The following is a 24,809-nucleotide window of genomic DNA, read 5'->3' on the forward strand; positions in this document are numbered from 1 at the left end:
GATCCCGCTGGGTGGGCCCACAGGCCGGGAAAGTGCTCCCGGTGCGTCTCCGCGCGAACCGACCATGGTGGGTCGCCGGGCAGGTACCGTGGCGCCTCGTGATCGAATTGCAACACGTCACCAAGCTCTACCCGGCCAGCTCCCGGCCGGCCCTCGATGACGTGTCGACGGAGATCGACAAGGGCGAGTTCGTGTTCCTCATCGGCTCGTCCGGCTCCGGCAAGTCGACGTTCCTCCGGCTGCTGCTCAAGGAGGACGACCCCACCCGCGGCACGGTCACCGTCAACGGCAAGACCCTCAACGGCATGAGCAAGTGGCAGGTGCCCAAGCTCCGCCGCACCATGGGCTGCGTCTTCCAGGACTTCCGGCTGCTGCGCAACCGCACCGTGGCCGAGAACGTGGCCTTCGCCCTCGAGGTCATCAACAAGCCGCACCGCACGATCAAGCGGGTCGTGCCCGAGGTGCTGGAGATGGTCGGCCTCGACGGCAAGGCCAACCGGCTGCCGCACGAGCTCTCCGGTGGTGAGCAGCAGCGGGTCGCGATCGCCCGCGCGTTCGTCAACCGGCCGCTGGTGCTGCTCGCCGACGAGCCCACCGGCAACCTCGACCCGGAGACCAGCGAGGGGATCATGCTGCTGCTGGAGCGGATCAACCGCACCGGCACCACCGTGATCATGGCGACGCACGACTACCACATCGTGGACTCCATGCGCCGCCGCGTCATCGAGCTCAACGGGGGCGTGATCACCCGCGACCAGTCGCGCGGCGTCTACGGCGTCGGCCGCTGACGGTCCTCCGCCCCGCTACGACCTGCACCTCACGACAGGGAACCCATGCGCGTCAACTTCGTCCTCTCCGAGGTGGCCACCGGGCTGCGTCGCAACCTGACCATGACGGTCGCGATGATCCTGACCACGGCCATCTCGCTCGGTCTCATGGGCACCGGCCTGCTCATCGCCGGGATGATCTCCGACATGAAGGAGATCTACTACGACAAGGTGCAGGTCTCCATCTTCCTGGCCGACGGCGTCACCGACGAGCAGCGCAGCGCGATCGAGCAGCAGCTGTCGGACTCGTCGGAGGTGCAGAGCTTCATCTACGAGTCCAAGGAGGAGGCCTACGAGCGCTTCCGGCAGCAGTTCTCCCAGCAGCCCGAGCTGGTCGAGAACACCCCGCCGGACGCGCTGCCGGAGAGCTTCCGGGTGGAGCTGGTCAACCCCGAGCGCTACGAGGTCATCGCCGCGGAGTTCCCGAACGGGCAGAACGGCGTCGACCAGGTGCGCGACGAGGGCGACTTCCTCGACCGCCTCTTCAGCCTGCTCAACGGCGCCCGCAACGCGACGATCGCCGTCGCGGTGGTGCAGGCCCTCGCGGCGTTGCTGCTGATCTCCAACACGATCCAGCTGGCCGCGTTCAACCGCCGCAACGAGACGAACATCATGCGGCTGGTCGGCGCCTCCCGCTGGTACACCCAGCTGCCGTTCATCCTTGAGGCGGCGCTCGCCGGGCTCATCGGTGCGCTGCTCGCCGTCGGCGGCCTGGTGCTGACCAAGGTGCTGTTCGTCGACAAGACGCTGGCCGGCCCGATCAAGGCCGGGATCATCCCGCCGGTCGACTGGGGCGCGATCGCCACGATCAGCCCGGTCATCGCCGCCGCCGGCGTCGGCCTGGCCGCGGTCGCCGCCTACGTGACGCTGCGCCTGTACGTCCGGCTGTGACGCCGTCGGCCCACCGGCCGACGGCGTGACCACCTGCCCTCCCCGGTCGCGCACAGCCCCACCGCCGGACCCGGCGGGAGCCCTCCGGGCCCCGCACCGGGTCCGACATCCGCGCGCGAAAGGCGGATCCCGGGGTAGGGACGGGGCATGACGACGACGAGCGAGGCGCTGGGGCGGGCCGCCGACGTCGACGCGGGGCGGGCCGACGTGCGGCCGGCGCTGCGGCGGCTGGGCGCGATCGGTGCGTTCGAGCGGGACGACGACGACCCGACCGAGGCGCTGCTGGCCTCGGTGCGGATGGTCCGGGAGCTCGCGTCGGTGTCGCTGGCCACCGCGTTCGCCGCCTGGTCGCAGCGGATGGTGCTCGAGTACCTGCGCTGCTGCCCGCCGCCGCAGCCGCAGCCCGACCTGGTCGCGGGGCTGCGGGCGGGCACCGTCCCGGGCGCCACCGCGCTCGCCCCGGCGGTCGCCGACCTCGCCGGCACCGGGACGCTGCCGGTCACCGCCACCCGCGACGGCGCCGGCTGGCGGCTGTCGGGCACCGTCGGCTGGGCGTCGAACCTCTTCGACGACGCCGTCGTCGTGGCCCCCGCGCGCACCCCGGACGAGGGCCGCGTCGTCGTGCTGTTCCGGCTGACCGACCCCGGCGTGACGCCCACCGGGCACTTCGACCTGCTCGGCCTCAACGGCACCGGCACCGGCGGGCTGCACCTCGACGGCGTCGCCGTCGGGCCGGGGCGGGTGCTCAGCGACGACCTCGCCTCCTTCATGGCGGTGTGCCGGCCGGCGATGCTGCTGCTGCAGACCGCGCTCGCCCTCGGCGTCGCCGACGCCGCGCTGGACGCGGCGGCCGAGCACGTCCCCGGCGTCCTGCGGGCCGACGCCGACGCGCTGTCCGAGCGCCGCGACGACGCCGCCCGGCGGCTGGAGGACCTCGCCGGCGACCGGGTGGGCGTGGGCCCCGGCGACCTCGCGCGGCTGCGGCTGGCCGCCCTCGACGTCGCCGCCGAGGCCGTGCGGCTGGAGTCGGCGGTCAGCGGCGGGCCGGGCTACCTCGCCGCCAGCGACACCGCCCGGCGGGTGCGCGAGGTGGCGTTCCTGCCGGTGCAGGCGCCCACGTACGCGCAGCTCCGCCGCGAGATCACCGCGGCCGGGCACCGGCAGTAACCTGGGGACATGCCGCGTGAACAGGGGCGCAAGCTCATCGCCCAGAACAAGAAGGCGCGGCACGACTACTCGATCCTCGACACCTACGAGGTCGGCCTGGTGCTCACCGGCACCGAGGTGAAGAGCCTCCGCGCCGGCCGGGCGTCGCTGGTCGACGGCTTCGCCACCGTCGACGACGGCGAGGTGTGGCTCCAGCACGTGCACATCCCCGAGTACACGCAGGGGACCTGGACCAACCACGCCCCGCGCCGCAAGCGCAAGGTGCTCATGCACCGCGAGGAGATCGACAAGCTGATCGGCAAGACCCGCGAGGGCGGCCTGACGCTCGTGCCGCTGGACCTGTACTTCAAGGACGGGAAGGTCAAGGCCACGCTCGCGCTGGCCAAGGGCAAGAAGTCCTACGACAAGCGCCAGGACCTCGCCGAGCGGGACTCCCGCCGCGAGATCCAGAAGGCGTTCGGCCGCTACGTGAAGGGGCGTCGTTGAGGGGCACGCGGTGAGGGGGATCGCCTACGACCGGTTCGGGGGCCCCGACGTCCTGGAGCTGCGCGACGACCTGCCCGAGCCGCCGGTCGGCCCGGACACCGTGCTCGTCCGCACGCACGCCGCGGGGGTCAACCCGGTCGACGTCGGCATCCGCGAGGGCCACCTGGCCGGGGCCTTCCCGCACCACTTCCCGATCGTGCCGGGCTGGGACCTCGCCGGGACCGTCGAGGCGGTCGGGCCCGCGGTGCACGACCTCGCCCCCGGCGACGAGGTGTTCGGCTACCTGCGCCGCGACGACGTCCAGTGGGGGACCGCCGCCGAGCTGGTGCCCGCGCCGCAGCGCTGCGTGGCGCGCAAGCCGGAGTCGCTGTCGTTCGCCGAGGCCGGGGCGCTGCCGCTGGCCGGGCTGACCGCCTACCAGGCGCTCACCGAAGCGCTCGACGTCGGCGAGGGGGACCGCGTCCTGGTGCACCGCGCGGCGGGCGGGGTCGGCTTCTTCGCCGTGCAGATCGCCGTCGCGCTCGGCGCGCACGTCATCGGCACCGCCAGCCCCCGCAACCACGGCTTCCTCCGCGACGCGGGCGCCGCCGAGGTGCTCGACTACTCGGCCGGGCCGATCAGCGCGCAGCTGTCCGAGCCGGTCGACGCCGTCCTCGACCTCAACGGCGGCGACGCGCTCACCGACGCCCCGAAGCAGGTGCGCGACAGCCCAGGGGGTGTCGCCCGGGTCACCAGCGTCGTCGACCCCGCGGTCAACGAGATGGGCGGGCGGTACGTGTTCGTGCGGCCCGAGCGGCACGACCTCGAGGAGCTCGGCCGGATGGCCGACGCCGGCCAGCTCCGGGTCTCCATCGCCCGGGCGTTCCCGCTCGAGCGCACCGCCGAGGCCCACGACCTGGTGGCCGGCGGGCACGTGCGCGGGAAGGTCGTCGTCACGCTCCGCTGAGCGCACCCGGCGTGGCGGCCGGCGCTCCGGGTCGCGGCCTTCCGGGGTGCGCGGGCGCGGAGCAGCCTGCCCGCATGCCCGGGCCACGGCGTGCGCTGTCCCTGCTGGTCCCGCTGGTCACGGCGGTGGCGCTGGCCGGTGTCCCGGCGACGGCGGTCGCCGACACCGCGCCGGCGCGGGACACCGCGGCGCTGCAGGCCGCGCTGACCGACCTCGTCCGGCAGCCCGGCGGCCCGCCCGGGGCGGTGGTGACGCTGGGGCGCGACGGGGACCTCGACGTCCTCCCCGCCGGCGTGGCCGACCTCGCCACCGGGCGCCCGCCCGCGGCCGGGGACGCCGTGCGGGTCGCCAGCGTGGCCAAGGCGTTCAACGCCGCCACGGTGCTGGCCCTGGTGTCCCGCGGCGTCCTCTCCCTGGACGAGCCCGTCGGCACCTGGCGGCCGGACCTGCCGCCGGCCTGGCAGCCGGTCACCCTGCGCCAGCTGCTCGGCCACACCAGCGGCATCCCCGACTTCAGCCGGAGCGAGGCCTTCGCGGACGCGCTGCTGTCGTCGCTGCAGGACCCGCCGCCGCCGCGGGAGCTGCTGTCCTACGCCGAGGACGAGCCCCTGCTGTTCGCGCCGGGCTCGGAGTACCGGTACTCCAACTCCGACAACGTGGTGGCCGGCCTGGTGGTCGAGGCGGTCACCGGCCGTCCCTATGCCGAGGTGCTGGCCGCGCTGGTGCTGCGGCCCGCCGGCCTGACCGCCACGGGCCTCCCCGCGGGGCCGGACCTCCCGACCCCGTACCTGCACGGCTACGACGTCTCCGAGCAGCCGCCCGAGGACGTGAGCACGGCGATCGCCGCCGGCTGGTCGTGGGCCTCGGGCGGGGTCGTGTCCACCCCGGCCGACCTCGCCCGGTTCGTCGGCGTCCACGTCCGCGGCGACCTCACCGACCCGGCGACCCGGACCGAGCAGTCCACCTTCCGGCCGGGGTCGTCGGAGCCGCCCGGCCCGGGGGAGAACTCCGCCGGCCTCGGGGTGTTCCGGTACGACACCCGCTGCGGCACCGTCTTCGGGCACACCGGCAACACCGCGGGTTACACCCAGTTCGCCGCCGCGACCGCCGACGGCGCGAGGACGGTCACCGTCTCGGTCACCGGGCAGCTCACGCCGGGCAGCGCGCCGGAGCTGTTCCCGCGGCTGCGCGCCGTGTTCGAGCTGGCCACCTGCGCGGCCGTCGCCGGACACCGGTGAGCCCGGTCCCCGGGCCGGCGCTACGTTCGCTCGGGTGAGCTGCGATCCACCGGTCGACGACGACGACGTCCCGCGGTTCTGGCGCGAGCTGGGCCTGCCCGGCCTGGTCGACGTGCACGTGCACTTCCTGCCGCCGCGGGTGCAGGCGAAGGTGTGGTCGTACTTCGAGGCGGCGGAGACGCACTACGGCACCGGGTGGCCGGTGCACTACGCGCTGCCCGAGGACGAGCGGCTCGCCGTCCTCGACCGGCTCGGCGTCCGTGCCTTCCCGACCCTGCCCTACCCGCACAAGCCGGGGATGGCCGCCTGGCTCAACGACTGGTCGTCGGGGTTCGCCGACGCGCACCCGCAGGTGCTGCGGTCGGCCACGTTCTTCCCGGAGCCGGAGGCGCCGCACTACGTCGCCGAGGCGCTCGACCGCGGGGTGCGGGTGTTCAAGGTGCACGTGCAGGTGGGCGCCTTCGACCCGCGCGACCCGCTGCTGGACCCGGTGTGGGCCCGGCTGGAGGAGACCGGCACCCCGGTCGTCGTCCACTGCGGCTCCGGCCCGCTGCGCGGCGAGCACACCGGCCCCGGGCCCGCCGCCGGCCTGCTCGAGCGGCACCCGCGGCTGCAGCTGGTGATCGCGCACCTGGGCATGCCCGAGTACCGGGACTTCCTCGACCTCGCCGAGCGGTACGAGCGGGTGCACCTGGACACCACGATGTTCGCCACCGACTTCACCGAGCGGCTCATGCCCTTCGACCGCGCCGACCTGCCGCGGCTGGCCGCGCTGCGGGAGAAGGTGCTGCTCGGCAGCGACTTCCCGTCCATCCCGTACCCCTACGCCGAGCAGCTGGCCGCGCTGTCCCGCCTCGACCTCGGCGACGACTGGCTGCGCGCGGTGCTGCACGACAACGGCGCCCGGCTGTTCGGGATCGGTGCCCGGTGATCCGGCTGACCGCCCCCGTCCTCGGCACGCCGGACCCGCGCGGGCTGGCCCGCTTCTACCAGCGGCTGCTCGGCTGGCCGGTCCGCGACGACGGGCCCGAGTGGGCCACGCTGCGCCCCGACGACGGCGGCACCGGCCTGTCCTTCCAGCTCGAGCGCGACCACGTGCCGCCGGTGTGGCCGCCGGAGCCGGGCACCCAGCAGGTGCAGGTCCACCTCGACCTGGAGGTCGACGACCTCGACGCGGCCTGCGCGCTCGCCGAGGAGGCCGGCGCCCGGCGGATCGGCGGCTACGACGACCCGCACGAGCTCGTGCGGATCTACGCCGACCCCGCCGGCCACCCGTTCTGCCTGTTCGTGCGGGTCTGAAACCGGTCGCCCGCGCCCGCGGAGCCCGCCTAGCCTGACCGCCCGTGACCGACGTGCTCCCCGCCGACGTGACCGGCCTGCCCTCCGGGCTGACCGCCCGCCCGCTCACCCTCGACGACGCCCCCGCCGCAGCCGACCTGCTCGCGGCCGCCGAGGCCGTCGACGACACCGGCGAGCACGAGGACGCCGGCGACCTGGCCGAGTGGTGGGGCCGCGAGCTGGTCGACCTGCCGTCCGACGGCCGGGCCGTGGTGACCGGGGACGGGCGGCTGGTGGCCTGGGCGACGTCGATCTCCCAGCGCGGCGGCCGCGAGGCGCTGCGCGTCTGGGCCGAGGGCCGGGTGCACCCGGACTGGCGCGGGCGCGGCATCGGCCGGGCGCTGGTCGACTGGCAGGTGCGCCGCGGCACCGCGCAGCACGCGGCGTTCGCCCCGCCCGGGCTGCCCGGCCGGCTCGTCGCCAGCGCCTGGCCCGCGATGACCTCGCTGGAGCGGCTGCTGCGGCGCCGGGGCTTCGCGGTCGAGCGGCTGTTCGCCGCGATGGAGCGCCCGCTGGACGAGCTGCCCGCCGTCGTCGTGCCCGCCGGGATCGAGCTGGCGCCCTTCACCTGGGACCGCGACGACGAGGTGCGCCGCGCGCACAACGCCGCGTTCACCGAGCACCACGGCTCCACCGAGCGCGACGGGACCGCCTGGCGCACCTGGTTCACCGGCGTGCGGGCGTTCCGGCCTGACCTGTCGGTGCTGGCGCTGGACGGTGACGGTGCCGTCGCCGGGTACGTCCTCGCCTACGTGTACGAGGCCGACACCCGCGCCACCGGGATCCCCACCGTCCACTTCGGCCAGATCGGCGTGCTGCCCGGCTCCCGCGGGCGCGGCGTGGCGGGCACGGCCATCGCCGCCGCGCTGGCCCGCGCCGCGGCCGACGGGTGCCGCGCGGCCCGCCTCGACGTCGACACCGAGAACACCACCGGCGCGTTCGCCCTCTACGAGCGCGTCGGCTTCCGGGTCGCCCGCACCCACCACGCCTGGGCGTTCCCGGTCCCGCCGGTCGCCGGCTGATGCGCCCGGCGCGGGAGGCGGACCTGCCGCTGGTCGAGGCGGCCGAGCGGGCCTACGTCCGGGACGTCGAGCCCGCGCAGGAGGCGGCCTGGACCGCGGCGCTGGACCGCAACCGGGCGCTGTGGCGGGACGACCTGGCCCGCACCACCGTGCTCGAGGTGGACGGGGACCCCGCCGGGTTCGTGATGTGGACGCCCGACGACGGGGCCGCGCTGGTGGTGACCGTGCAGGTGCTGCCGCCGTACCGCCGGCGGGGCCACGGGCGGCGGCTGCTCGAGGCGTGCGCCGCCGACGCCGCGGCCGCCGGCCACGCCGAGGTCCGGCTCGGCGTGCACCGGGACAACCCGGCCCGCGCCCTCTACGAGACCGCGGGTTTCGTGCCGGCGGGGGAGGACGGCGAGTACCTGCTGTACCGCCGGGTGGCCCGGGCCGCTCGCTAGGGTCGCCGGCATGGTCACCGCCGATCAGCCCGTCCTCGACCCCGCCCTCGTCGGCCGCGCGCACCGCGCCGTCGAGCCGCTGCACAACCACGTGTACTTCGTGCCGGAGACCGATCAGCACCTGACGGCGATCGGCCTGCGGCCCGGGCGGATGGTCTACTTCGCCGGCCGCGCGGCCCCGATGGGCGCGGTCGGCCCGGGCGTGGTGACGGCGACCTTCTCCAACTTCTCCCCGAAGCTCGTGGTGCGGCACGTCCCGCGGGCGTGGACGCTGGCCTCGCCCGCGCAGGTCGTGGAGGCGCGCTCCGCCTCCGCCCGCGCCTCGCTGACCCGGCTGCTCGGCGGTGAGGAGGCCGCCGCCGCACCGGAGGTCACCGAGCTCGGCGACCTGCTCGCCGACGCGTGCTCGGTGCTCCCCGCCGAGGGACGTCCGCTGTACGCCGGCCACGCCGACCTGCCCTGGCCGGAGGACCCGGTCACCCGGCTCTGGCACGCCGCGACGCTACTGCGCGAGTGGCGCGGCGACGGGCACGTCGCCGTCCTGGTCCACCACGGCCTGTCGGGCCTGGAGGCACTGGTCACCCACACCGCCACCGGCCGCGGGTTCCTGCCCGCGTCGGCGAAGGCCACCCGCGGCTGGAGCGACGAGGACTGGGCTGCCGCCGCCGCGCGCCTGGCCGACCGCGGCCTGCTCGACGGCGACCGGCTCACCGAGGCCGGTCAGCGGCTGCGCGCCGACCTCGAGGCCGAGACCGACGCCCTGGGGACCACGCCGTGGGCGCACCTGGGCCCGGAGCGCACCGCCCGGGTGGTCGAGCTGGGCAAGCGGATGTCGGCCACGCTCGTCGCCAACGGCGCCTACCCCTCCGGCGTCTTCGCCGGCCGGTGACCCCGCGGCTGCCCGAGGCGCCCGGCGAGGGGCCGACGGCGGACCTGCTGCGCGCCCGGCGCGGCGGCGTCCTCTCCACCCTCGACCGGCTGCTGCTGCACAGCCCGCCGGTGGCCGAGGGCTGGAACGCGCTGCTCGGCGCGCTGCGCGGCGGCACCACGCTCCCCGCCGACCTGCGGGAGCTGGTCGTCCTGCGGGTCGCCGTCCTCGCCGGCGCGGAGTTCGAGTGGGCCGCGCACGAGCCGATCGCCCGCCGCGCCGGGCTCACCGACCTGCACCTGCGCGTGCTGCGCGCCGACGACGCCACCGCCGAGCCGGTGTGGACGCCGGCGCAGGCCGCCGTGCTGGCGTTCACCGACGCCTCGGCCGGCGCTGTCACCGTCCCCGACCCGGTGTTCGCCGCGGTGCGTGAGCACCTCGACGACCGTGGGGTCGTCGAGCTCGCCGTGCTCGTGGGCGGCTACGCGATGGTCGCCCGGTTCCTCGTGGCTCTGGAGGTCCCCCCGCCGGAGGGAGAGGTTCCGGGCTGACCCGGTTCTCCCTATCGTGTGCTGCAGGTCACACCCGGGGAGCTGCCATGACCACGACCGACCGTCCTCCGCAGCGCACCGACGTCGACGCCGCCTTCCGCGGCTCGGCCACCTACCGGAGCCTGGGGGAGCAGCAGCTCAGCCCCGCCGAGGAGCGCTTCGAGAAGGGCCGCCGGACCGTCGGGCTGTTCCTCGCCCCGGTCGTGACGATCGTCTTCGCGCTGCTCCCGCTGGACCTGCCCCGTGACCAGCACCTGCTCGCCGCGGTCCTGCTGGGCGTCATCGTCCTGTGGATCACCGAGCCGGTGCCGATCCCGGTGGGCGGCCTCATCGGCGTGGGCGCGATCGTCGTCCTCGGGGTGGTGCCGGCGGACGACGCGGTGGGGCCGCTCGGCTCGACGACGGTGTTCACCTTCATCGGCGCGTTCATCCTGGCCGCGGCCATGCTCAAGCACGGTGTCGCGCGGCGGTTCGCGATGGCGATCCTGTCGATGCAGTGGGTCGGCGCGTCGACGGCGCGGGTCGTCATCGCGTTCGGGCTGATCACGGCGGTGCTGTCGGCGTTCGTCTCCAACACCGCCACCGTGGCGATGCTGCTGCCCACGGCGATCGGCATCCTCTCGGTGATCGCCAAGCTGATGCAGGACAAGGAGCTGGTCCGGCCGGACTTCGATCCGTTGCGGCTGCGGGTCGGCGTCGCGCTGATGCTGATGCTGGCCTACGGCGCGAGCGTCGGCGGGCTGATCACCCCCGTCGGCACGCCGCCGAACCTGATCGGCCGCGGGCTGATCGAGGAGGCGACGGGGGAGCGGATCGGGTTCCTCGACTGGATGCTCATGGCGCTGCCGATCTGCGCGCTGATGTTCGTGGCGCTGGCCGCGGTCCTGCTGCTGCTCAACCGGCCGGAGATCAAGCGGATCGAGGGCGTCCACGAGTACGTGCGGCAGGAGCGCGCCCAGCTCGGTCCCGTCTCGCGGGCGGAGAAGAACACGCTGATCGCCTTCGGCATCACCGTCGCGTGCTGGATCTTCCCCGGCGTCATCGCGCTCGTCGCGGGCACCGACTCCGACGTCTACACGACGATCAGCGACCGCATGGACGAGGGCATCATCGCCGTCCTCGGGGCGTCGCTGCTGTTCCTGCTGCCCACCGACTGGAAGCGGCGGGAGTTCACCCTCAACTGGTCCGACGCCGCCAAGATCGACTGGGGCACGATCCTGCTGTTCGGCACCGGGATCATCTTCGGCTCGCTGCTGGCCGACACCGGCCTGGCCGAGACGATCGGCAACAGCTCCGCCGACTGGCTCGGCCTGACCAGCACCTTCGCGATCACGGTCTTCGCGGTGATCCTGGCGATCATCATCAGCGAGACGACGTCGAACACCGCCTCCGCCGCGGTCGTCGTGCCGATCATCATCCCGGTGGCCGTGGCCGCGAGCATCAACCCGTTCGTGCCCGCCCTGGCGGCGACCTTCGCGGCGTCCTTCGGGTTCATGCTGCCGGTGTCGACGCCGCAGAACGCGATCGTCTACGGCTCCGGCGTCGTGCCGATCACCAAGATGATCCGCTCGGGGATCTCCTTCGACGTCCTGGGCGCACTGCTGATCGTGGTCCTGCTGCCGGTGATGGTGGACCTGGTGCTCTCGGTCTGACGAGTGAACGGAGAGGGAACTCTCCCTCTCCGGGGAGCCCTCCCGCGCGGGGACGTGTCACGATGGACGACGGCCCGCGGGATGCCGGGCGCCGGTCGACGGGGAGGAGGGCGAGCCATGCGCAGCGAGCCCCCCAGTCCCAGTCCCGAGGCCCTCCCCGCCTAGGTCCCGGTCGCGCCACGCGCGCCGGGGCAGCGCTCGCGTGGAGGGCCTCCGCTGAGTCCCGCCACCCAGCGTCCCCCGGGAGCCCGTCATGGCCGACCGTCGCCTCGCGCCCCTCACCGCCCTCTCCACCCTCGGCCGCCGCCCGCGGCCGCAGGTCCTGCGGCCGGTGCCGCCCCCGCAGCCGGCGCCGCCGCAGCCCGAGCGCCAGTCGCGCCTGGTCGACAACGCCGTCTACGCGAGCGGCCGGCGCATCGCCACCCCGCCGTCGGCGGAGGAGAGTCACGACTGGCTGACCGAGGGCTTCGACGACCGGCTGGTGTGGCTGGGCCTCTACCGGCCCGAGCCCGCGGAGCTGGGGGAACTGGCCGAGCAGTACGACCTGCCCGACCTCGCCGTCGAGGACGCGATCCAGGCCCACCAGCGGCCCAAGTTCGAGCGCTACGGCGACACGCTGTTCGTCGTCCTCAAGGCCGCGCGCTACCTGGACGCGGCCGAGGAGGTCGAGTTCGGCGAGCTGCACCTGTTCCTCGGCCGGCAGTTCGCGATCACCGTCCGGCACGCCGAGTCGCCGGACCTGGCCCGCGTGCGGCGGCGGCTGGAGAGCGAGCCGGCGCTGCTGGCCAAGGGCAGCGAGGCGGTGCTGTACGCGATCCTCGACGCCGTCGTCGACGGGTACTCGCCGGTGGTCGCGGGCCTGGCCAACGACATCGACGAGATCGAGACCGAGGTCTTCCGCGGGGACCCCGGCGTCTCGCGGCGCATCTACGAGCTGTCGCAGGAGGTCCTGGAGTTCCAGCGGGCCGCCCAGCCGCTGACCGGGATCCTCGCCGCCATCACCGCGGGGTTCGACAAGTACGGCGTCGACGAGGAGCTGCGCAGCTACCTGCGGGACGTCGCCGACCACGTCACCCAGGTCAACGAGCGCATCGAGGCCTTCCGGCTGCAGCTGCGCGACATCCTCACGGTGAACGCGACCCTGGTGGCGCAGCGGCAGAACGATGAGATCCGCGAGCTGACCGAGGCCTCGATCGCGCAGGGCGAGGAGGTCAAGAAGATCTCCGCCTGGGCGGCCATCCTGTTCGCCCCGACGCTGGTGGGCACGGTCTACGGGATGAACTTCGACGACATGCCCGAGCTGTCGTGGCACCTCGGCTACCCGTTCGCGCTGGTGCTGATGCTGGGCGTGAGCCTGACGCTGTACGCCGTGTTCAAGCGCCGCGACTGGATCTGACGACCGTCACCGCCTGTTGATCATCGGCCGCGTGCACGACGACACGCCGTCGCCCGGCGTGTCGGGCGGCAGTCATCCGATGATCAACGCGCCGGGACGCCGAGGGAACAACCCGGTGGCCGACCCGGTTACGATGGGTGCACAACTACACAGGGGGTGAATGGTCTCGACTGCGGTCGGGTGACCAGGGGAAGCGAGCCGAGGAAGCCGACGATGAGCTCGTTAACCACGCGTCGGAAACAACACAAGCGCCGACAAGAGTCAGCGCGCGTACGCCCTCGCTGCCTGATCAGCGAAGGTGACGCTGTCAGCCCGGGTTCCGTCATCGGCCCGGAGTCTGGCATCAGCTAGATGACTCACCGTGCGTGCCGGTCGCGGGCGTGCACGGGACACCTCACAGCGACTGGGCCCGTCATCCCGACGTGTTCGTGCGATCGGGAGGGTCGAGCAGAGGCAGAGCGGACTGCGCTCGGAGAAGCCCTGGTGATGCGTCGCAGGACGCGGGTTCGATTCCCGCCACCTCCACCCACCCCGAGGCCCTGGCTAAGAGCCGGGACCCGCTGGGCTACGTGGCGGGGGCCACCGCCACGGCGGTGGCCCCGGCCTCTTCGCCTGCACTCACGTACTCGACCACCCGCTCCAGCGTTCGACGCTGACGACGACCAGCGGCCCGCACGGCGGCTGGTCGCGGTACTGGGGATGCCGATCGACGAGCGCGGCCAGGCCCGGGTGGCCGGTGCCCGGATCGTCGATGACGACGCCGATGCCGTCGGCGCGCACCCACCAGAGCCGGCTCCAGTCCTCCTCGTAGTGGTCGACCAGCAGGGCACACCGGGGCTCGTGGCGCAGGTCGGTCAACCGCTGCAGCTGTGTCGTCCGCTTGGGTTTGGCGTCGACGGCCAGCCAGACGGTGTCGGCGGACGCCGCGAACACGACCGGGACGAGGTGCGGAGCGCCGTCCGGGCGGACGGTGGCCAGGCGAGCGACGGCGGCGGAGGCGAAACGCTCGCGCAGCTCCGCTGTCCGCACCGGTCGGTCAGCCGCTGACGGCAGTCGTCGAGCGACCGGCGACCTCGAGGAACGTCTCGAGCTCACGGCGGACGTCCGGTCCGCACGGCTGGAAGACGATCTCGGTGACACCGCTGTCGGCGAGCTCGCGGAGCTTGTCGCGGACCTCCTCCCGCGTCCCGCTGAGCGTGGTGGATGCGAGCAACGAGGAGCCCCCCGCATCCCAGGCCGCCTCGTCGGCCTCGTTGAGTTCGACGCAGTGACCCGTGTGCACGGCGATGTGCCTGAGCTCCTCCGGAGTTCGGTCCACCACCTCGTTCCAGGCCTCTCCACCTGTCAGCCCGGCCACGGCTGCCTGCCCACCGAACTCGTACGCGCCGTGCCACGCGAGCGCGGTGCCGGGACCGCCCGCGAGGCGGACCCGTTCGGAGGTCGGGTCCTCCCCTTCGTCCAGGACGGTGCCCCAGGCCAGGTACGAGACCCTCCGGAACTCAGCGGCGAAGTCGGGGAGCTGCAGGGTCGCGTACAGGCCGTCAGCCAGTTCCCGCGCGACCTCGGCGCCCTTCGGCCCGAGGGCGCTGATCAGGATGGGTACGTCGATCGGTCGGGGAGGCGCGTGACCGGCAGGGTGGAGCATCTGCATCCTGGCGCCCTCCCACTCGACGACCTCGCCTCGCAACAGCCCCCGGTAAGCCCGGATGTACTCCGCCATGAACGACCACTTGATGGCCCCGTAGCCCATGGCCCTGCGCCCGGAGAACCCGGTCCCGAAGGCCACCTCCACCCGGCCGGGCGCCAGCGCCGTCAGCATCGCCGTCGCGGCGGCGTTGACCATGGGGTGCCGCAGCGAGGGGACCAGGACGCCGGGCCCGAGGCCGATCCGGGTGGTGCGCTCCGCGGCGAGAGCCAGGCACATCCACACGTCGGGACTGTTCTGCGGGGTGTCGTAGAGCCATGCCCGCGCATAGCCGAGCTCCTCCGCGAGCGCGATGTTCTCGTGCGAGTCCAACGCGGTCGGAAAGGCGACCGAGACCTCCATGCTCTTCCCCTCTGCTGACGTCGACGTCTGTGTCGCGGACCTCTGAGGTCTGGGGAGCGCCCTCCGGCTACGGGCGGCCGCCGTGCGGCACCTCGACCCGGCAGGAGCGCAGCTGCGCCTCGCGTGCGGCACTCCGCGCGGTGCGGTCGAAGTCCGGCGCGGTGCAGAGGAACAGCGTGCGGCCGTCGTCACCGCCGAGCATGCAGGCGAACACGCCGGTGCCGACGGGCAGTTCCTCCACGACCTCGCCGCCCTGCCGGATGCGGAGCACCCGGCCGGCGAGCGCGTCGGCGACCCACAGCGCTCCCTCGGCGTCCAGACCGCAACCGTCCGGCGCGACCGCCAGCTGTCCGAGTGCGGCCTGCAGGTCGCGGTCCGTCGGCAGCGCCCCGAAGGACGCCCACACCCGCCGGTTCGCCAGTGCACCGTCGGCGCCGATGTCGAACGCGGTGATCCGGTTGCCGAACGTCTCGTCCACCAGCAGGACGCCGTCGTCGGTGATCACGCTGCCGTTGGGGAACCACACGTCGTCGGCCACCTGGGTCACCGCCCCGTCGGGGTCGACGCGCAGCAGGACGGCCGGTGCGACCGGTGCGCCGGCCATCAGGTCGAAGCCGAAGTTGCCGACGAAGGCACGCCCCTGCCCGTCGACCACCATGTCGTTGGGCTCGCCGGTGACGTGTGGGGACAGGTCCGCGTGTGTCACCAGTGATCCGTCGGGCTCACGGCGCAGCAGCCGGGCGTCGTGCTGGGAGACGACCAGCAGGCGGCCGTCGGGCAGCCACCCGAGTCCGGACGGCTGGCCCGGCACCTCCGCCTCGACCCGGAGGTCGCTGCCGTCCTCACGGGCCGAGAGCACCTGGTGGGTGTAGAAGTCCGACACCCAGATCCGTCCCTCGTGCCAGCGCGGGCACTCCAGGTAGGACAGACCTTCCAGGACGGTGCTGAACTCCCGCATGGCTCACCTCGTCGTCTCCGGTGCGCGGGAGCGTAGCGCCGGGTCCTCCCCTCCGGGACGTGGCGCTCAGCAGATGTCCGCTGCCAGCTCCTGGTGGCCGAGCAGGACACGACGGCCCACGGGTGCCTCGACCCTGCGCCGTCCGGCTGCGCCCTGCCCGGACCCCGCGCAGGGAACCGACGGCGGGCCGGTCCTGCGCCCCGGCACCGCACGCGGGAGGGCCCGGGACCCGGGCGCGGTCCACGCCGTCGACGGCGACGGGTCGTCGTTCCTGCGGGACGTCCCCCCGACCCGGCTCGGCGCGGCCGGCGACCGCCTCCGGTACGGCGTCCCGCCCGACGGGCGGTGCCGGCGGTGCGGGCTGCTGCCGGACCACCACGGGGCCGGCCGGCGGCGCTCCGAGGACGAGGGGCCCTGGTGGGTGCCGGGGAGCCGCCCTACGTTCGAGGCGGCCGAGGAGGCGGCCACCGAGCGCGACCACCGGAGGCGTCCCGTGGACAGCCCCTACCGAGGTCAGGACGACGTCCACGTCCTGCCCACCAACATCTCCCTGCCGGGGGTCGGCGTCCTCCCGATCAACGCCTACCTGATCACGTCCGAGGAGCCGGTCCTCATCGACAGCGGCATCGCCGTCGACGCGGACCAGTTCCTCGACGCGGTCGGCTCGATCATCGACCTGCGGACCCTGAAGTGGGTGTGGCTCACCCACGACGACGCCGACCACACCGGCAACATCCAGCGGATCATGGAGGCGGCGCCGAACGCCCGGCTGGTCACGCACGGGTTCGCCGCCCTGCGCATGTCGACGTGGTGGCCGGTCCCCATGGAGCGGGTGCACGCCATCCGGGCCGGTGACGAGATCCACGTGGGGGACCGCACGCTCACCGCGGTCGCCCCGCCGCTGTTCGACAACCCGATGTCCCTCGGCGTCCTGGACCGGTCCACCGGGGCGCTGTTCACCGTCGACGCCTTCGGGGCGCTGCTCCCGGAGCCCACGCAGGACGCGTCGGACGTGTCCCCGGAGGCCCTCGCCGGCGGCATGATCGGCTGGGCCACGTCGGACTCGCCCTGGGTGCACCTCACGGACGAGGTCCAGTTCGGCCGGGTCCTCGACCGCGTCCGGCAGATCCAGCCCCGGCGGATCTTCTCCTCGCACCTCCCCGTCGCGAGCGGGACGGAGTTGGAGGAGTTCCTCCGTGTGCTGGCGCAGGTCCCCACCGCCGAGAGGTTCGTGCCACCGGACTCCGAGCAGTTCGCCGACATGATCAAGGCCATGGCGGAGATGCAGCGCGCCGGCGAGCAGGTCCCCGCGACCCCGACGGTGGCCGGCCCGCCGGCGCCGGGCGTGACCCCGCCGGCGCCGCGACGACCGAGCTCACCGGCGGGCGAGACCGTCCGGAGCCCGTAGCGGCACCCCCGGGGGACCCGCGGCCGCGGGACCCCCGGTGACACCTCAGGCGGTGACCAGGTCACGCCGCCCGGGCGCCTGCGCCGGGGCCGTGCGGAAGCCGCGGGCGATGAGGTAGACCGCCAGGCCCATCTCCCACACGGTGACCGGGACGGCGCAGAGGAAGCCCCACACCGAGACCTGCTCGTAGACGCCGAACAGCACGGCGGTGGACGAGAGGAACACCAGCGGCCCGCCGACCAGGCCGGTCACCGCGATCCACCGGGGCGCCAGGCGGCCCCGGTGCACCAGCGCGGCCAGCAGCAGCGTGTTGACGCCGATGACCAGGCCGGGGCCGACGAGGAACGTCGCGTCGTGCAGGGCCACCAGCCCGCGGGCGACGGCGACGGACGACGCGTCGTCCCCGGCCGACCGGAGCGCGACCACCGCGAGCACGCTGACGATCCCCACGACGATCACCGCCGCCTCGAGCAGCCGCCCGCACACGTAGCCGAGGGCCAGGGCCCGGCCGTGCCGCTCGACGACCGGGTACGCCGCGACCGCGGTGCCGATGCAGGCCGCGGCCAGCACGACCTCCAGCAGCGCGCCCCAGCGCACCTGCGTGTCCGCGCCCTCACCCAGCACGTAGGCCGGGTCGCCGAGCAGCGGCTGGTACAGCGCCAGCGCCGCGACCGCGCTGACCGCGGCGACCAGGAAGAACACGCCCGTGACGACGGCGGCTCCGCGGGACTCCCTCATGACTCTGTCTCCTCCGAGATGGTGGTGTACGGCGTACACCGACGGCGCGGACGTTAAGGTGTACGCCGTACACCCGTCAAGCAGGGAGGGGTCGGATGGCACGGGAGCCCCTGAACCGGGCGCGGGTCCTCGCGGCCGCGGTGGCGCTCGCCGACGAGGCGGGCCTGGGTGCGGTGAGCATGCGGCGGCTGGCCCAGGAGCTCGGCGTCGTCCCCATGGCGCTGTACAAGCACGTCGCCGACAAGGACGAGCTGCTCGACGGGATGGTCGACGTCGTCATCGGGGAGTTCGAGGAGCCCGCCCCCGGGGCGGACTGGCGCGCCGCGGTCCGGCAGCGGCTGCTCTCCGCCCGCCGGGCGGTGCTGCGGCACGCCTGGGCGCGGAAGGCGATCGAGTCGCGCACCCACCGGACGCCCGCCGTCCTCGGCCACATGGACGCCGTCGCCGGCACCTTCCGGGCCGGCGGGTTCTCCGTCGACCTCACCCACCACCTCATGCACGCCCTCGGCAACCGCATCTGGGGCTTCAGTCCCGAGCTGTTCGAGGAGCCGCGCGACGACGACGCGCCCGAGCCCACGCCGGAGGAGCGGCAGGCGGTGGCCGCGGAGTTCGCGCGGCGGTTCCCGCACGTGCTGGAGATCGCCACGGCGGCCACCGGTGGCGACCTGTCCGCGGTCGGGCAGGGCTGCGACGAGGACTTCGAGTTCGCCTTCGCCCTCGACCTGCTGCTCGACGGCGCCGAGCGGCTGCGCGCGCGGGGCTGGCGCAGCTCCCCGTCCTGACGGGCGCGCGGCGGCTCAGACGGCGAGGAGCTGGTGGACCAGCCGGATCGCGATCGAGCCCTCGCCGACGGCGGAGGCCACGCGCTTGACCGACCCGTGCCGGGCGTCGCCGGCCGCGAGGACGCCCGGGAGGCTGGTCTCCAGCGGCAGCGGGGGACGGCCGAGGGCGCGGACGGCGCCGGCGCTCACGTCCGGCCCGGTCACGACGAAGCCCGCGGGATCGCGCTCGACGGCCGGGGGCAGCCACTCGGTGTGCGGCCGGGCGCCGATCATGAGGAAGAGCGCCTGGGCGCTCACCGTCTCCTCCGCGCCGCTCGCGCGGTCCCGCAGCACGAGGTGGTCGAGCCGGCCGTCGCCGCCCCCGCCGACGACCTCGGTGCCGGTCCGCACCTCGACGCCGGGCGTCCCCTCGACCTGGCGCGCGAGGTAGTGCGACATCCCGGCGTCGAGCGACGCGGCCCGCACCACGAGCGTGACCCGCTCCGCGAAGCGGGCCAGGTGCAGCGCCGCCTGCCCGGCGGAGTTGGCGCCCCCGACGACGTAGACCTCCTCGCCCGCCACCAGCGGGGCCTCCGACGCCGCGGCGCCGTAGGAGACACCGGCCCCGCGCAGCGCCTCCAGCGACTCCACCCCGAGGCGCCGGTAGCTGGCGCCGGGCGCGAGGACCACCGCGCGGGCCACCACGACCCCGCCGGTGTCGAGCGAGACGACGATGCCGTCGGGCTCGTGCGCGAGGTCGGTGACCTCCTGCATGAAGGCGAACCGGGCGCCGAACAGCCACGCCTGCTCGTAGGCGCGGCGCGCCAGCTCCCCGCCGGTCACGCCGCGGGGGAAGCCCAGGTAGTTGCGGATCGCCGAGCTGGAGGTCGCCTGGCCGCCGATGCTGCCGGAGTCGACGACGATCGTGCGCAACCCCTCGGAGGCGCCGTAGACGCCGGCGGACAGGCCGGCCGGCCCGCACCCGACGATGACCAGGTCGTAGCGGTCACCGGACGGGTCGATCGCCGTCCCCGCCGACCGCGCGATGTCGAGGTCGGTGGGGTCCTCGAGCACCGTCCCGTCGGGCATGACCAGCAGCGGCAGCCTCCGCCGCTCCCGGTTGGCCAGCAGGGCGCGGCCCTCGGCGGAGTCGGCCAGGCAGAAGCGGTGCGGCATCGCGCAGCGGCCGAGCACCTCCCGCAGCTCGTAGGCCCGGCCGCTCCAGGTCTCGCCGACGACGTCGATCGTGTGCGGCGCGCGGCGCCGCGTCTGCGCCCACGCCAGCAGGAAGCCCGACACGGCCTGGTGGAACTGCTCGTCCGGCGGCGGCGCGGGGCGCACCAGGTAGTGGTCGATGCGGCCGCGGGCGATCGCCTCGAGGACCGCGTCCCCGGTGCCCGGGGTCCCGACGTGCGCCCACGGGACGAGCAGGGCCCGCTCGGCGTGCGGGAACCGGCCGCGCACCTCCGCCAGCAGCTCCGTTCCCGGGGCACCGGACACCGTCTCGCCCGCGAGCACCAGGGCGACCTCCTCGCCGGCCCCCGCGAGCTCGTCCAGCAGGGCGAGCGCCTCGTCCGCCGACCCCCGGCACTGCACGCGGTAGTCCCGCTCGTACCGGCTGCGCAGTTCCCGCTCGACGGCCTCCAGCAGGGCCGGGTCGTCGTCGACGGCGATCAGCACCGGACCGCTCATGCGCGCGCAGCGTAGGGAGCCGGCACCACCCGGCCCAGGGTCGAGGGACCCGGGACCGGCCCGGGTCACCCGTGCGGCGGGGTGAGCCGGCGCGGCAGGCAGGCGTTGGTCAGCCCCGCGCCGTGCAGCTGGGGGTAGGTGGCCGCGCACCAGGCCTCGACGTCGGCCCGGCCGCCGAACGCGGCGTCGACCACGGTGATCCAGTACGGGTCGCCGTCGGGTGCGGTGGAGCGCCGGCCGAAGTCGGTGCCCTGCAGCACGTACAGCGCCGACGGGTCGGTCACCGTCGCGAGCCCCGCCCGGCTCTCGGCGAGGACGTCGACGGCGGAGAAGGTGTGCGAGCCGTCCTGCGCGGTCTGCAGCGGGTCGGTGATGCCGACGTCCTTGGACGCGAGCTGGGCGACCCACCGGCCGTCCAGCGGGACCCGGGCCAGCGACTCCTCGCGCAGCGCCGCGAGCTCGGCCAGCGCGCGGGCCTCGGCGTCGGGCTCCCCGGCGTCCTCCCGCGGCTCGGCGGCCGCGGCGGTGCTCGGCGCGGGCTGCTCCGCGCCGGCCGCGCACGGCGGCAGGTCGCCGGGCGCCGGGTGGGGCGTGCACGGGCCGGTGTCGACGCGGGCGGCGACGCCGGTCCACCACGAGGTGGTGCCCATCGCGCCGGCCCACGACAGGGAGACGTGCACGTGGTCGGTGTGCGGGCTGGCCCCGTCGTACGGCTGCCACCCCCGGGCCGGCGACCAGATCTCGCGGTCCCAGATGACGTACATGACGCCGAGCCGCCGCGCCGCCCACGCGGACTCGCCGGACGGTCCGGGCGCGGTCAGCCACGCCAGGAACTCCTCGGCGACCGCCCGCTGCGCCGGCACGCCCGCGTCGAGCATCCAGTCGAGCGCGCGGCCCTCCTTGTGCTCGCTCGGCCCACCGACGGCGCACTCGCGGGAGATGCCGACGCTGCCGGTGCCGTAGTGGGCCAGCAGCGCGTCGGCCAGGTCGCGCGCGCCCGGCTTGGGCGCGGGGTCGCAGACCGCCTGGGCGACGTAGGGGGCCGGCGCCTCGACCGCCGGTGGCGCGGCCGCCGGGGGCGTCGGTCCCGTCGCGGCGGCGGAGGCGGGGGACGCGGGCAGCAGCGCCGCCAGGCCGGAGGCGAGGACGGTGCCGACCAGCGTGCGGCGGCGGGGCAGCGGGGTCGGGCGCACGGCGTCCTCCGCGGTCTCGGGAGTCCGGCGCGGCTCATCCCAGGGGGACGACGCGGCGGCGGTCCAGCCCCCGAGCCGCCCCGGTTCCGGCTCCGCGGCGTGGCGGCACGCGCCGCGAGCGCCACGCCCGGCGGGCTCAGGCGTCGACGGTGGGCGACCGGCCGCGCAGCGTGTCCAGCGACCGGTACATGCCGACGGCGACCGCGCCGAGCGCGACGAACCCCTCGTCGTCGGCCACCGCCGACTCGCGGAGCAGCGCGGTGAGCCGCCGCAGCGCGGCACCGGCCTCGCGGACCGCGTCGTCCCGGCCGTCGGTGGACCCGGCGGCGCGCAGCACCCGGGCGAGGCCGTCGAGCGCGTCGGCGAGCAGCCAGCCGGTGCCGCCGTCGACGCGGTCGATGCCGCGGCGGTCCGGGGGGAGGTGGGCCACGAGCGTGGTCAGGTCGTCGACGAGGACGGCGACCCGGTCGAGCGCCCGCGACTCCTGCCGGACCCGCGCGGCGGTGCCGCCCCAGCGCCGCGCCCGCGGGTTGGCCAGCCGGGCGCGCTCGACCACGGCCTCGGCCGCGCGCATCCGGTCCAGCGCGGCGTCCAGGTCCCGCCGGGGCCGCACCCACTCGCCCGGCGCCGGGAGCGCGCCGCCCCGCAGCCCGCCGGCGATGCCGTGCAGGTGCCGGGCCAGCAGCGCCCGCGTGGTCGCGATCGCCCGGACGGCCGCGGTGAGCTGCATCGGCGGGAACAGCACGGTGGTGACCATGACGCCGATCGCCGCCCCGAGCAGGGTCAGCCCGGCGTAGGCGGCGGCGTAGCGCGCGGGGTCGGCCGCCGTCCCGACGGTGAGCATGAGGACGGCGGCGAAGCTCACCCAGCTCGCGTGCTCCTGCAGCACCCGCCACTGCTCGACGCCGATCGCCAGCGCGACGATCAGCGCGATGGTGAGCGCACCGGGCAGCGCCTGCTCGGTGAGCCGGTGGACCGTGACGCCGAGCCCGAAGCCCAGGAGGATGGCCAGCACCGTCCGCCAGGCCGCGGCGGCGGAGTCGGCCACCGTCGGGTGCACGGCGATGACCGCGCCGAGCGGCGCGTAGTACGCGTACTGGGTGAACGGCGGCGGCAGCAGGACCGCCACCTGCCAGGCGAGCGCGGCGGCCAGCGCCGCCCGCACCGCACGCTGCACCCAGGGCCGGCGCAGCAGCTCGCGCGTCCGGGCCCCCGCCCCCGGCGTCCGCACCGCGGTGCGGCTACCCGCCCGGCCGCGCCCGGGCGGCGGGCTCGGCGCCGTCGCCCGCGGGCGCGTGCCCGGCCGTGTCGCCCGCGGGTGCGTGCCCGGCCGTGTCGCCCACGGGCGCGTGCCCGGCCGTGTCCTCGACCGTGTTCCCGGTGACCCGCACCGACGGGACTCCCGGCGCCCCCTCCCCGCCGGCCTCCACGACCAGCGCGAAGTCCTCGCCGTGCCGGCTGATGCCGTCGACGACGGCCTGCTCGACCGCCTCCGCGGCGTAGGTGCGGCGCAGCACCATGGGGTCGGTGCGCACGTCCTTGGCGAGCGCGACGGCCAACCCGACCATGACCAGCGCGAAGGGCAGCGCCGCGATGATCGTCAGGTTCTGCAGGCCGGTGAGCGCCTCGCCGCCGCCCACCAGCAGCATCACCGCCGCGACGGCGCCCATGACCACGCCCCAGAACACCACCGTCCCGCGGCGGGGCCGGAGCGTGCCGCGCTCGGACAGCGAGCCCATGACGATCGAGGCGGCGTCGGCCCCGGAGACGAAGAAGATCGCCACCAGCACCACGACCAGCACCGTCGTGGCGGTGGCCAGCGGGTACTGCTCCAGCACCCCGAACAACTGCCCCTCCGAGGTGGCCTGCCCGGCGACGTCCGCGCCGGACCGCTGCGCGGCGATGCCGGCCCCGCCGAAGACGGCGAACCACACCAGGCTCACGCCGCTGGGCACCAGCAGGACGCCGGTGACGAACTGGCGGATGGTGCGGCCGCGGCTGATCCGGGCGAGGAACAGCCCGACGAACGGCGTCCACGAGATCCACCACGCCCAGTAGAAGACCGTCCAGCCGCGCAGCCACTCCGCCGTCGCCGGGCCGCCGCTGGCCTCGGTGCGGGCGGCCATCTGCGCGAGGTCGGCGACGTAGCTGCCGACCGCTCCGGGGACCAGGTTGAGGATCAGCACGGTCGGTCCGGCCACGAAGACGAACAGGGCCAGGACGACGGCGAGCACCATGTTGACGTTGGACAGCCACTGGATGCCCCGGGCGACGCCGGAGACCGCGGACGCGACGAACGCCGCGGTCAGCACCGCGATGATCCCGACCAGGACGCCGTTGCCCACGTCGCCGGCCCAGCCCAGGATCTCCACGCCGCTGCCGATCTGCAGCGCGCCCAGGCCGAGGGAGGCCGCCGAGCCGAACAGCGTGGCGAAGATGGCCAGGACGTCCACGACCCGGCCCGCCCAGCCCTCGGTGCGGCGCCGGCCGAACAGCGGCTCGAACGCCGCGCTGACCAGCGTCCGGCGGCCGCGGCGGAACGTGCCGTAGGCGATGGCCAGCCCCACCACGGCGTAGATCGCCCAGGGGTGCAGGGTCCAGTGGAACAGGGTCGTGGCCATGGCGGTCTGCACGGCCTCGGGGGTCTCGCCGGCCACCGTGCGCGGTGGCGGGGTGACGTAGTGCGCGAGCGGCTCGGCGACGCCGTAGAACATCAGCCCGATGCCCATCCCCGCGCTGAACATCATCGCGACCCACGAGACGGTGCGGAACTCCGGCGCCTCGTCGTCGCGGCCGAGCGGGATGCGGCCGTACCGGCTGGCCGCCAGCCACAGCACGAAGACGACGAACGCCGAGGCCAGCGTCACGAACAGCCAGCCGAGGTTGGACTCGATCCAGACCAGCGCGCTGCTGCTGGCCGAGCCCAGGCCGCTCGGGCTCACGAACCCCCAGGCGACGAACGCCAGGGCCAGCACCGCGGCGACGGTGAAGACGACGCGGTCGAGCCGGGCGCGCGCGTCGGCCGCCGGGAGAGGCGGCTCGGCGATGGCGGGGTGCGGGTCGGTGGGGAGCGGGGCGACGGCCGGTGCGGCCGCCCCTCCGTCGGGGTGTCCGGGCGGTGCGGTGGGGCTCACTGGTCTGCGTCCGCGCACGCGCGGACGACCCTCCGTTCGGTCGACTGCTGGGGGAC

General features: G+C 74.9%; 24 protein-coding genes and 1 other RNA gene. 17 read left to right on the top strand and 8 right to left on the bottom strand.

Features of this window, described 5'->3' with window-relative positions; all coding sequences use genetic code 11:
* The first annotated feature begins 98 nt into the window (after positions 1 to 98).
* The 15 genes from ftsE (at position 99) to ssrA (ending at position 13,350) form a co-directional block, all read left to right on the top strand.
* Complete coding sequence (gene ftsE, locus ACI8AK_RS15655; protein WP_387986103.1) at positions 99 to 788, top strand: cell division ATP-binding protein FtsE; 690 nt, start codon at positions 99 to 101, stop codon at positions 786 to 788.
* Positions 789 to 833: 45 nt separating this feature from the next.
* Positions 834 to 1,718, top strand: a complete 885-nt coding sequence (gene ftsX, locus ACI8AK_RS15660) for a permease-like cell division protein FtsX (RefSeq protein WP_387986101.1) — start codon at positions 834 to 836, stop codon at positions 1,716 to 1,718.
* A gap of 147 nt (positions 1,719 to 1,865) precedes the next feature.
* Positions 1,866 to 2,885 (top strand): hypothetical protein, encoded by a 1,020-nt coding sequence (locus ACI8AK_RS15665; RefSeq protein ID WP_387986098.1) that lies wholly within the window; start codon positions 1,866 to 1,868, stop codon positions 2,883 to 2,885.
* 9 nt (positions 2,886 to 2,894) lie between these two features.
* Entirely contained in the window at positions 2,895 to 3,371 is a 477-nt protein-coding gene (smpB, locus tag ACI8AK_RS15670) for an SsrA-binding protein SmpB (protein WP_387986096.1), read from the top strand.
* Between the two features lie 10 nt (positions 3,372 to 3,381).
* Positions 3,382 to 4,317: an NADP-dependent oxidoreductase gene (locus ACI8AK_RS15675; protein WP_387986094.1), complete on the top strand. Its 936-nt coding sequence runs from the start codon at positions 3,382 to 3,384 to the stop codon at positions 4,315 to 4,317.
* A gap of 74 nt (positions 4,318 to 4,391) precedes the next feature.
* Positions 4,392 to 5,555 (top strand): serine hydrolase domain-containing protein, encoded by a 1,164-nt coding sequence (locus ACI8AK_RS15680; RefSeq protein WP_456957006.1) that lies wholly within the window; start codon positions 4,392 to 4,394, stop codon positions 5,553 to 5,555.
* Positions 5,556 to 5,589: 34 nt separating this feature from the next.
* A complete protein-coding gene (locus ACI8AK_RS15685) occupies positions 5,590 to 6,486 on the top strand; it encodes an amidohydrolase family protein (RefSeq protein ID WP_387986090.1) in 897 nt (298 codons plus the stop codon).
* A complete protein-coding gene (locus ACI8AK_RS15690; protein ID WP_456957008.1) occupies positions 6,483 to 6,854 on the top strand; it encodes a VOC family protein in 372 nt (123 codons plus the stop codon). The genes ACI8AK_RS15685 and ACI8AK_RS15690 overlap by 4 nt, the downstream gene beginning before the upstream one ends.
* 44 nt (positions 6,855 to 6,898) lie before the next feature.
* Positions 6,899 to 7,915, top strand: a complete 1,017-nt coding sequence (locus tag ACI8AK_RS15695; RefSeq protein WP_456957010.1) for a GNAT family N-acetyltransferase — start codon at positions 6,899 to 6,901, stop codon at positions 7,913 to 7,915.
* Positions 7,915 to 8,355, top strand: a complete 441-nt coding sequence (locus ACI8AK_RS15700; protein ID WP_456957011.1) for a GNAT family N-acetyltransferase — start codon at positions 7,915 to 7,917, stop codon at positions 8,353 to 8,355. Before ACI8AK_RS15695 ends, ACI8AK_RS15700 begins: the two co-directional genes overlap by 1 nt.
* 10 nt (positions 8,356 to 8,365) lie before the next feature.
* Positions 8,366 to 9,244: an SCO6745 family protein gene (locus ACI8AK_RS15705; protein ID WP_456957013.1), complete on the top strand. Its 879-nt coding sequence runs from the start codon at positions 8,366 to 8,368 to the stop codon at positions 9,242 to 9,244.
* Positions 9,241 to 9,774: a carboxymuconolactone decarboxylase family protein gene (locus tag ACI8AK_RS15710; RefSeq protein ID WP_456957015.1), complete on the top strand. Its 534-nt coding sequence runs from the start codon at positions 9,241 to 9,243 to the stop codon at positions 9,772 to 9,774. Before ACI8AK_RS15705 ends, ACI8AK_RS15710 begins: the two co-directional genes overlap by 4 nt.
* Before the next feature lie 47 nt (positions 9,775 to 9,821).
* Positions 9,822 to 11,426, top strand: a complete 1,605-nt coding sequence (locus tag ACI8AK_RS15715) for an SLC13 family permease (RefSeq protein ID WP_387986076.1) — start codon at positions 9,822 to 9,824, stop codon at positions 11,424 to 11,426.
* 253 nt (positions 11,427 to 11,679) lie between these two features.
* Positions 11,680 to 12,822: a magnesium and cobalt transport protein CorA gene (locus ACI8AK_RS15720; protein WP_387986074.1), complete on the top strand. Its 1,143-nt coding sequence runs from the start codon at positions 11,680 to 11,682 to the stop codon at positions 12,820 to 12,822.
* Between the two features lie 152 nt (positions 12,823 to 12,974).
* Positions 12,975 to 13,350: a transfer-messenger RNA gene (gene ssrA, locus ACI8AK_RS15725) on the top strand.
* A gap of 90 nt (positions 13,351 to 13,440) precedes the next feature.
* Here the strand turns inward: ssrA and ACI8AK_RS15730 are convergent.
* The 3 genes from ACI8AK_RS15730 to ACI8AK_RS15740 form a co-directional block, all read right to left on the bottom strand.
* Positions 13,441 to 13,851, bottom strand: coding sequence for a TIGR03668 family PPOX class F420-dependent oxidoreductase (locus ACI8AK_RS15730; RefSeq protein WP_387986072.1), 411 nt, complete (start codon positions 13,849 to 13,851; stop codon positions 13,441 to 13,443).
* A gap of 7 nt (positions 13,852 to 13,858) precedes the next feature.
* Positions 13,859 to 14,869 (bottom strand): LLM class flavin-dependent oxidoreductase, encoded by a 1,011-nt coding sequence (locus ACI8AK_RS15735; RefSeq protein WP_456957017.1) that lies wholly within the window; start codon positions 14,867 to 14,869, stop codon positions 13,859 to 13,861.
* A 67-nt stretch (positions 14,870 to 14,936) separates the two neighbouring features.
* Positions 14,937 to 15,827 (bottom strand): SMP-30/gluconolactonase/LRE family protein, encoded by an 891-nt coding sequence (locus ACI8AK_RS15740; protein WP_456957018.1) that lies wholly within the window; start codon positions 15,825 to 15,827, stop codon positions 14,937 to 14,939.
* A 493-nt stretch (positions 15,828 to 16,320) separates the two neighbouring features.
* Between ACI8AK_RS15740 and ACI8AK_RS15745 the strand changes: the two genes are divergently transcribed.
* Positions 16,321 to 17,235: an oxygen-binding di-iron domain-containing protein gene (locus tag ACI8AK_RS15745; protein ID WP_387986069.1), complete on the top strand. Its 915-nt coding sequence runs from the start codon at positions 16,321 to 16,323 to the stop codon at positions 17,233 to 17,235.
* Between the two features lie 45 nt (positions 17,236 to 17,280).
* Here ACI8AK_RS15745 and ACI8AK_RS15750 read toward each other — a convergent pair whose 3' ends face one another.
* Positions 17,281 to 17,973, bottom strand: coding sequence for a DUF4386 domain-containing protein (locus tag ACI8AK_RS15750; RefSeq protein WP_456957019.1), 693 nt, complete (start codon positions 17,971 to 17,973; stop codon positions 17,281 to 17,283).
* A gap of 95 nt (positions 17,974 to 18,068) precedes the next feature.
* On the opposite strand from ACI8AK_RS15750, the gene ACI8AK_RS15755 reads away from it, so the two are divergent.
* A complete protein-coding gene (locus ACI8AK_RS15755; protein WP_387986064.1) occupies positions 18,069 to 18,755 on the top strand; it encodes a TetR/AcrR family transcriptional regulator C-terminal domain-containing protein in 687 nt (228 codons plus the stop codon).
* Between the two features lie 15 nt (positions 18,756 to 18,770).
* Here the strand turns inward: ACI8AK_RS15755 and ACI8AK_RS15760 are convergent, their stop codons facing one another.
* The 4 genes from ACI8AK_RS15760 to ACI8AK_RS15775 form a co-directional block, all read right to left on the bottom strand.
* Positions 18,771 to 20,426, bottom strand: coding sequence for an FAD-dependent oxidoreductase (locus ACI8AK_RS15760; protein ID WP_456957021.1), 1,656 nt, complete (start codon positions 20,424 to 20,426; stop codon positions 18,771 to 18,773).
* A gap of 65 nt (positions 20,427 to 20,491) precedes the next feature.
* Positions 20,492 to 21,619: a hypothetical protein gene (locus ACI8AK_RS15765; protein ID WP_456957023.1), complete on the bottom strand. Its 1,128-nt coding sequence runs from the start codon at positions 21,617 to 21,619 to the stop codon at positions 20,492 to 20,494.
* Positions 21,620 to 21,755: 136 nt separating this feature from the next.
* Positions 21,756 to 22,850, bottom strand: a complete 1,095-nt coding sequence (locus tag ACI8AK_RS15770) for an FUSC family protein (RefSeq protein ID WP_456957025.1) — start codon at positions 22,848 to 22,850, stop codon at positions 21,756 to 21,758.
* Between the two features lie 10 nt (positions 22,851 to 22,860).
* A complete protein-coding gene (locus ACI8AK_RS15775) occupies positions 22,861 to 24,753 on the bottom strand; it encodes a BCCT family transporter (RefSeq protein ID WP_456903988.1) in 1,893 nt (630 codons plus the stop codon).
* Between the last annotated feature and the right edge of the window lie 56 nt (positions 24,754 to 24,809).

The organism is Geodermatophilus sp. SYSU D00867 (assembly GCF_054050315.1).

Bases quoted from the DNA above. Each gene is read 5' to 3' on its own strand.
- ftsX (WP_387986101.1), top strand. From the start codon at position 834: ATGCGCGTCAACTTCGTCCTCTCCGAGGTGGCCACCGGGCTGCGTCGC.
- ACI8AK_RS15665 (WP_387986098.1), top strand. From the start codon at position 1,866: ATGACGACGACGAGCGAGGCGCTGGGGCGGGCCGCCGACGTCGACGCG.
- smpB (WP_387986096.1), top strand. From the start codon at position 2,895: ATGCCGCGTGAACAGGGGCGCAAGCTCATCGCCCAGAACAAGAAGGCG.
- ACI8AK_RS15680 (WP_456957006.1), top strand. From the start codon at position 4,392: ATGCCCGGGCCACGGCGTGCGCTGTCCCTGCTGGTCCCGCTGGTCACG.
- ACI8AK_RS15700 (WP_456957011.1), top strand. From the start codon at position 7,915: ATGCGCCCGGCGCGGGAGGCGGACCTGCCGCTGGTCGAGGCGGCCGAG.
- ACI8AK_RS15705 (WP_456957013.1), top strand. From the start codon at position 8,366: ATGGTCACCGCCGATCAGCCCGTCCTCGACCCCGCCCTCGTCGGCCGC.
- ACI8AK_RS15715 (WP_387986076.1), top strand. From the start codon at position 9,822: ATGACCACGACCGACCGTCCTCCGCAGCGCACCGACGTCGACGCCGCC.
- ACI8AK_RS15720 (WP_387986074.1), top strand. From the start codon at position 11,680: ATGGCCGACCGTCGCCTCGCGCCCCTCACCGCCCTCTCCACCCTCGGC.
- ACI8AK_RS15735 (WP_456957017.1), bottom strand. From the start codon at position 14,869: ATGGAGGTCTCGGTCGCCTTTCCGACCGCGTTGGACTCGCACGAGAAC.
- ACI8AK_RS15740 (WP_456957018.1), bottom strand. From the start codon at position 15,827: ATGCGGGAGTTCAGCACCGTCCTGGAAGGTCTGTCCTACCTGGAGTGC.
- ACI8AK_RS15750 (WP_456957019.1), bottom strand. From the start codon at position 17,973: ATGAGGGAGTCCCGCGGAGCCGCCGTCGTCACGGGCGTGTTCTTCCTG.
- ACI8AK_RS15755 (WP_387986064.1), top strand. From the start codon at position 18,069: ATGGCACGGGAGCCCCTGAACCGGGCGCGGGTCCTCGCGGCCGCGGTG.
- ACI8AK_RS15760 (WP_456957021.1), bottom strand. From the start codon at position 20,426: ATGAGCGGTCCGGTGCTGATCGCCGTCGACGACGACCCGGCCCTGCTG.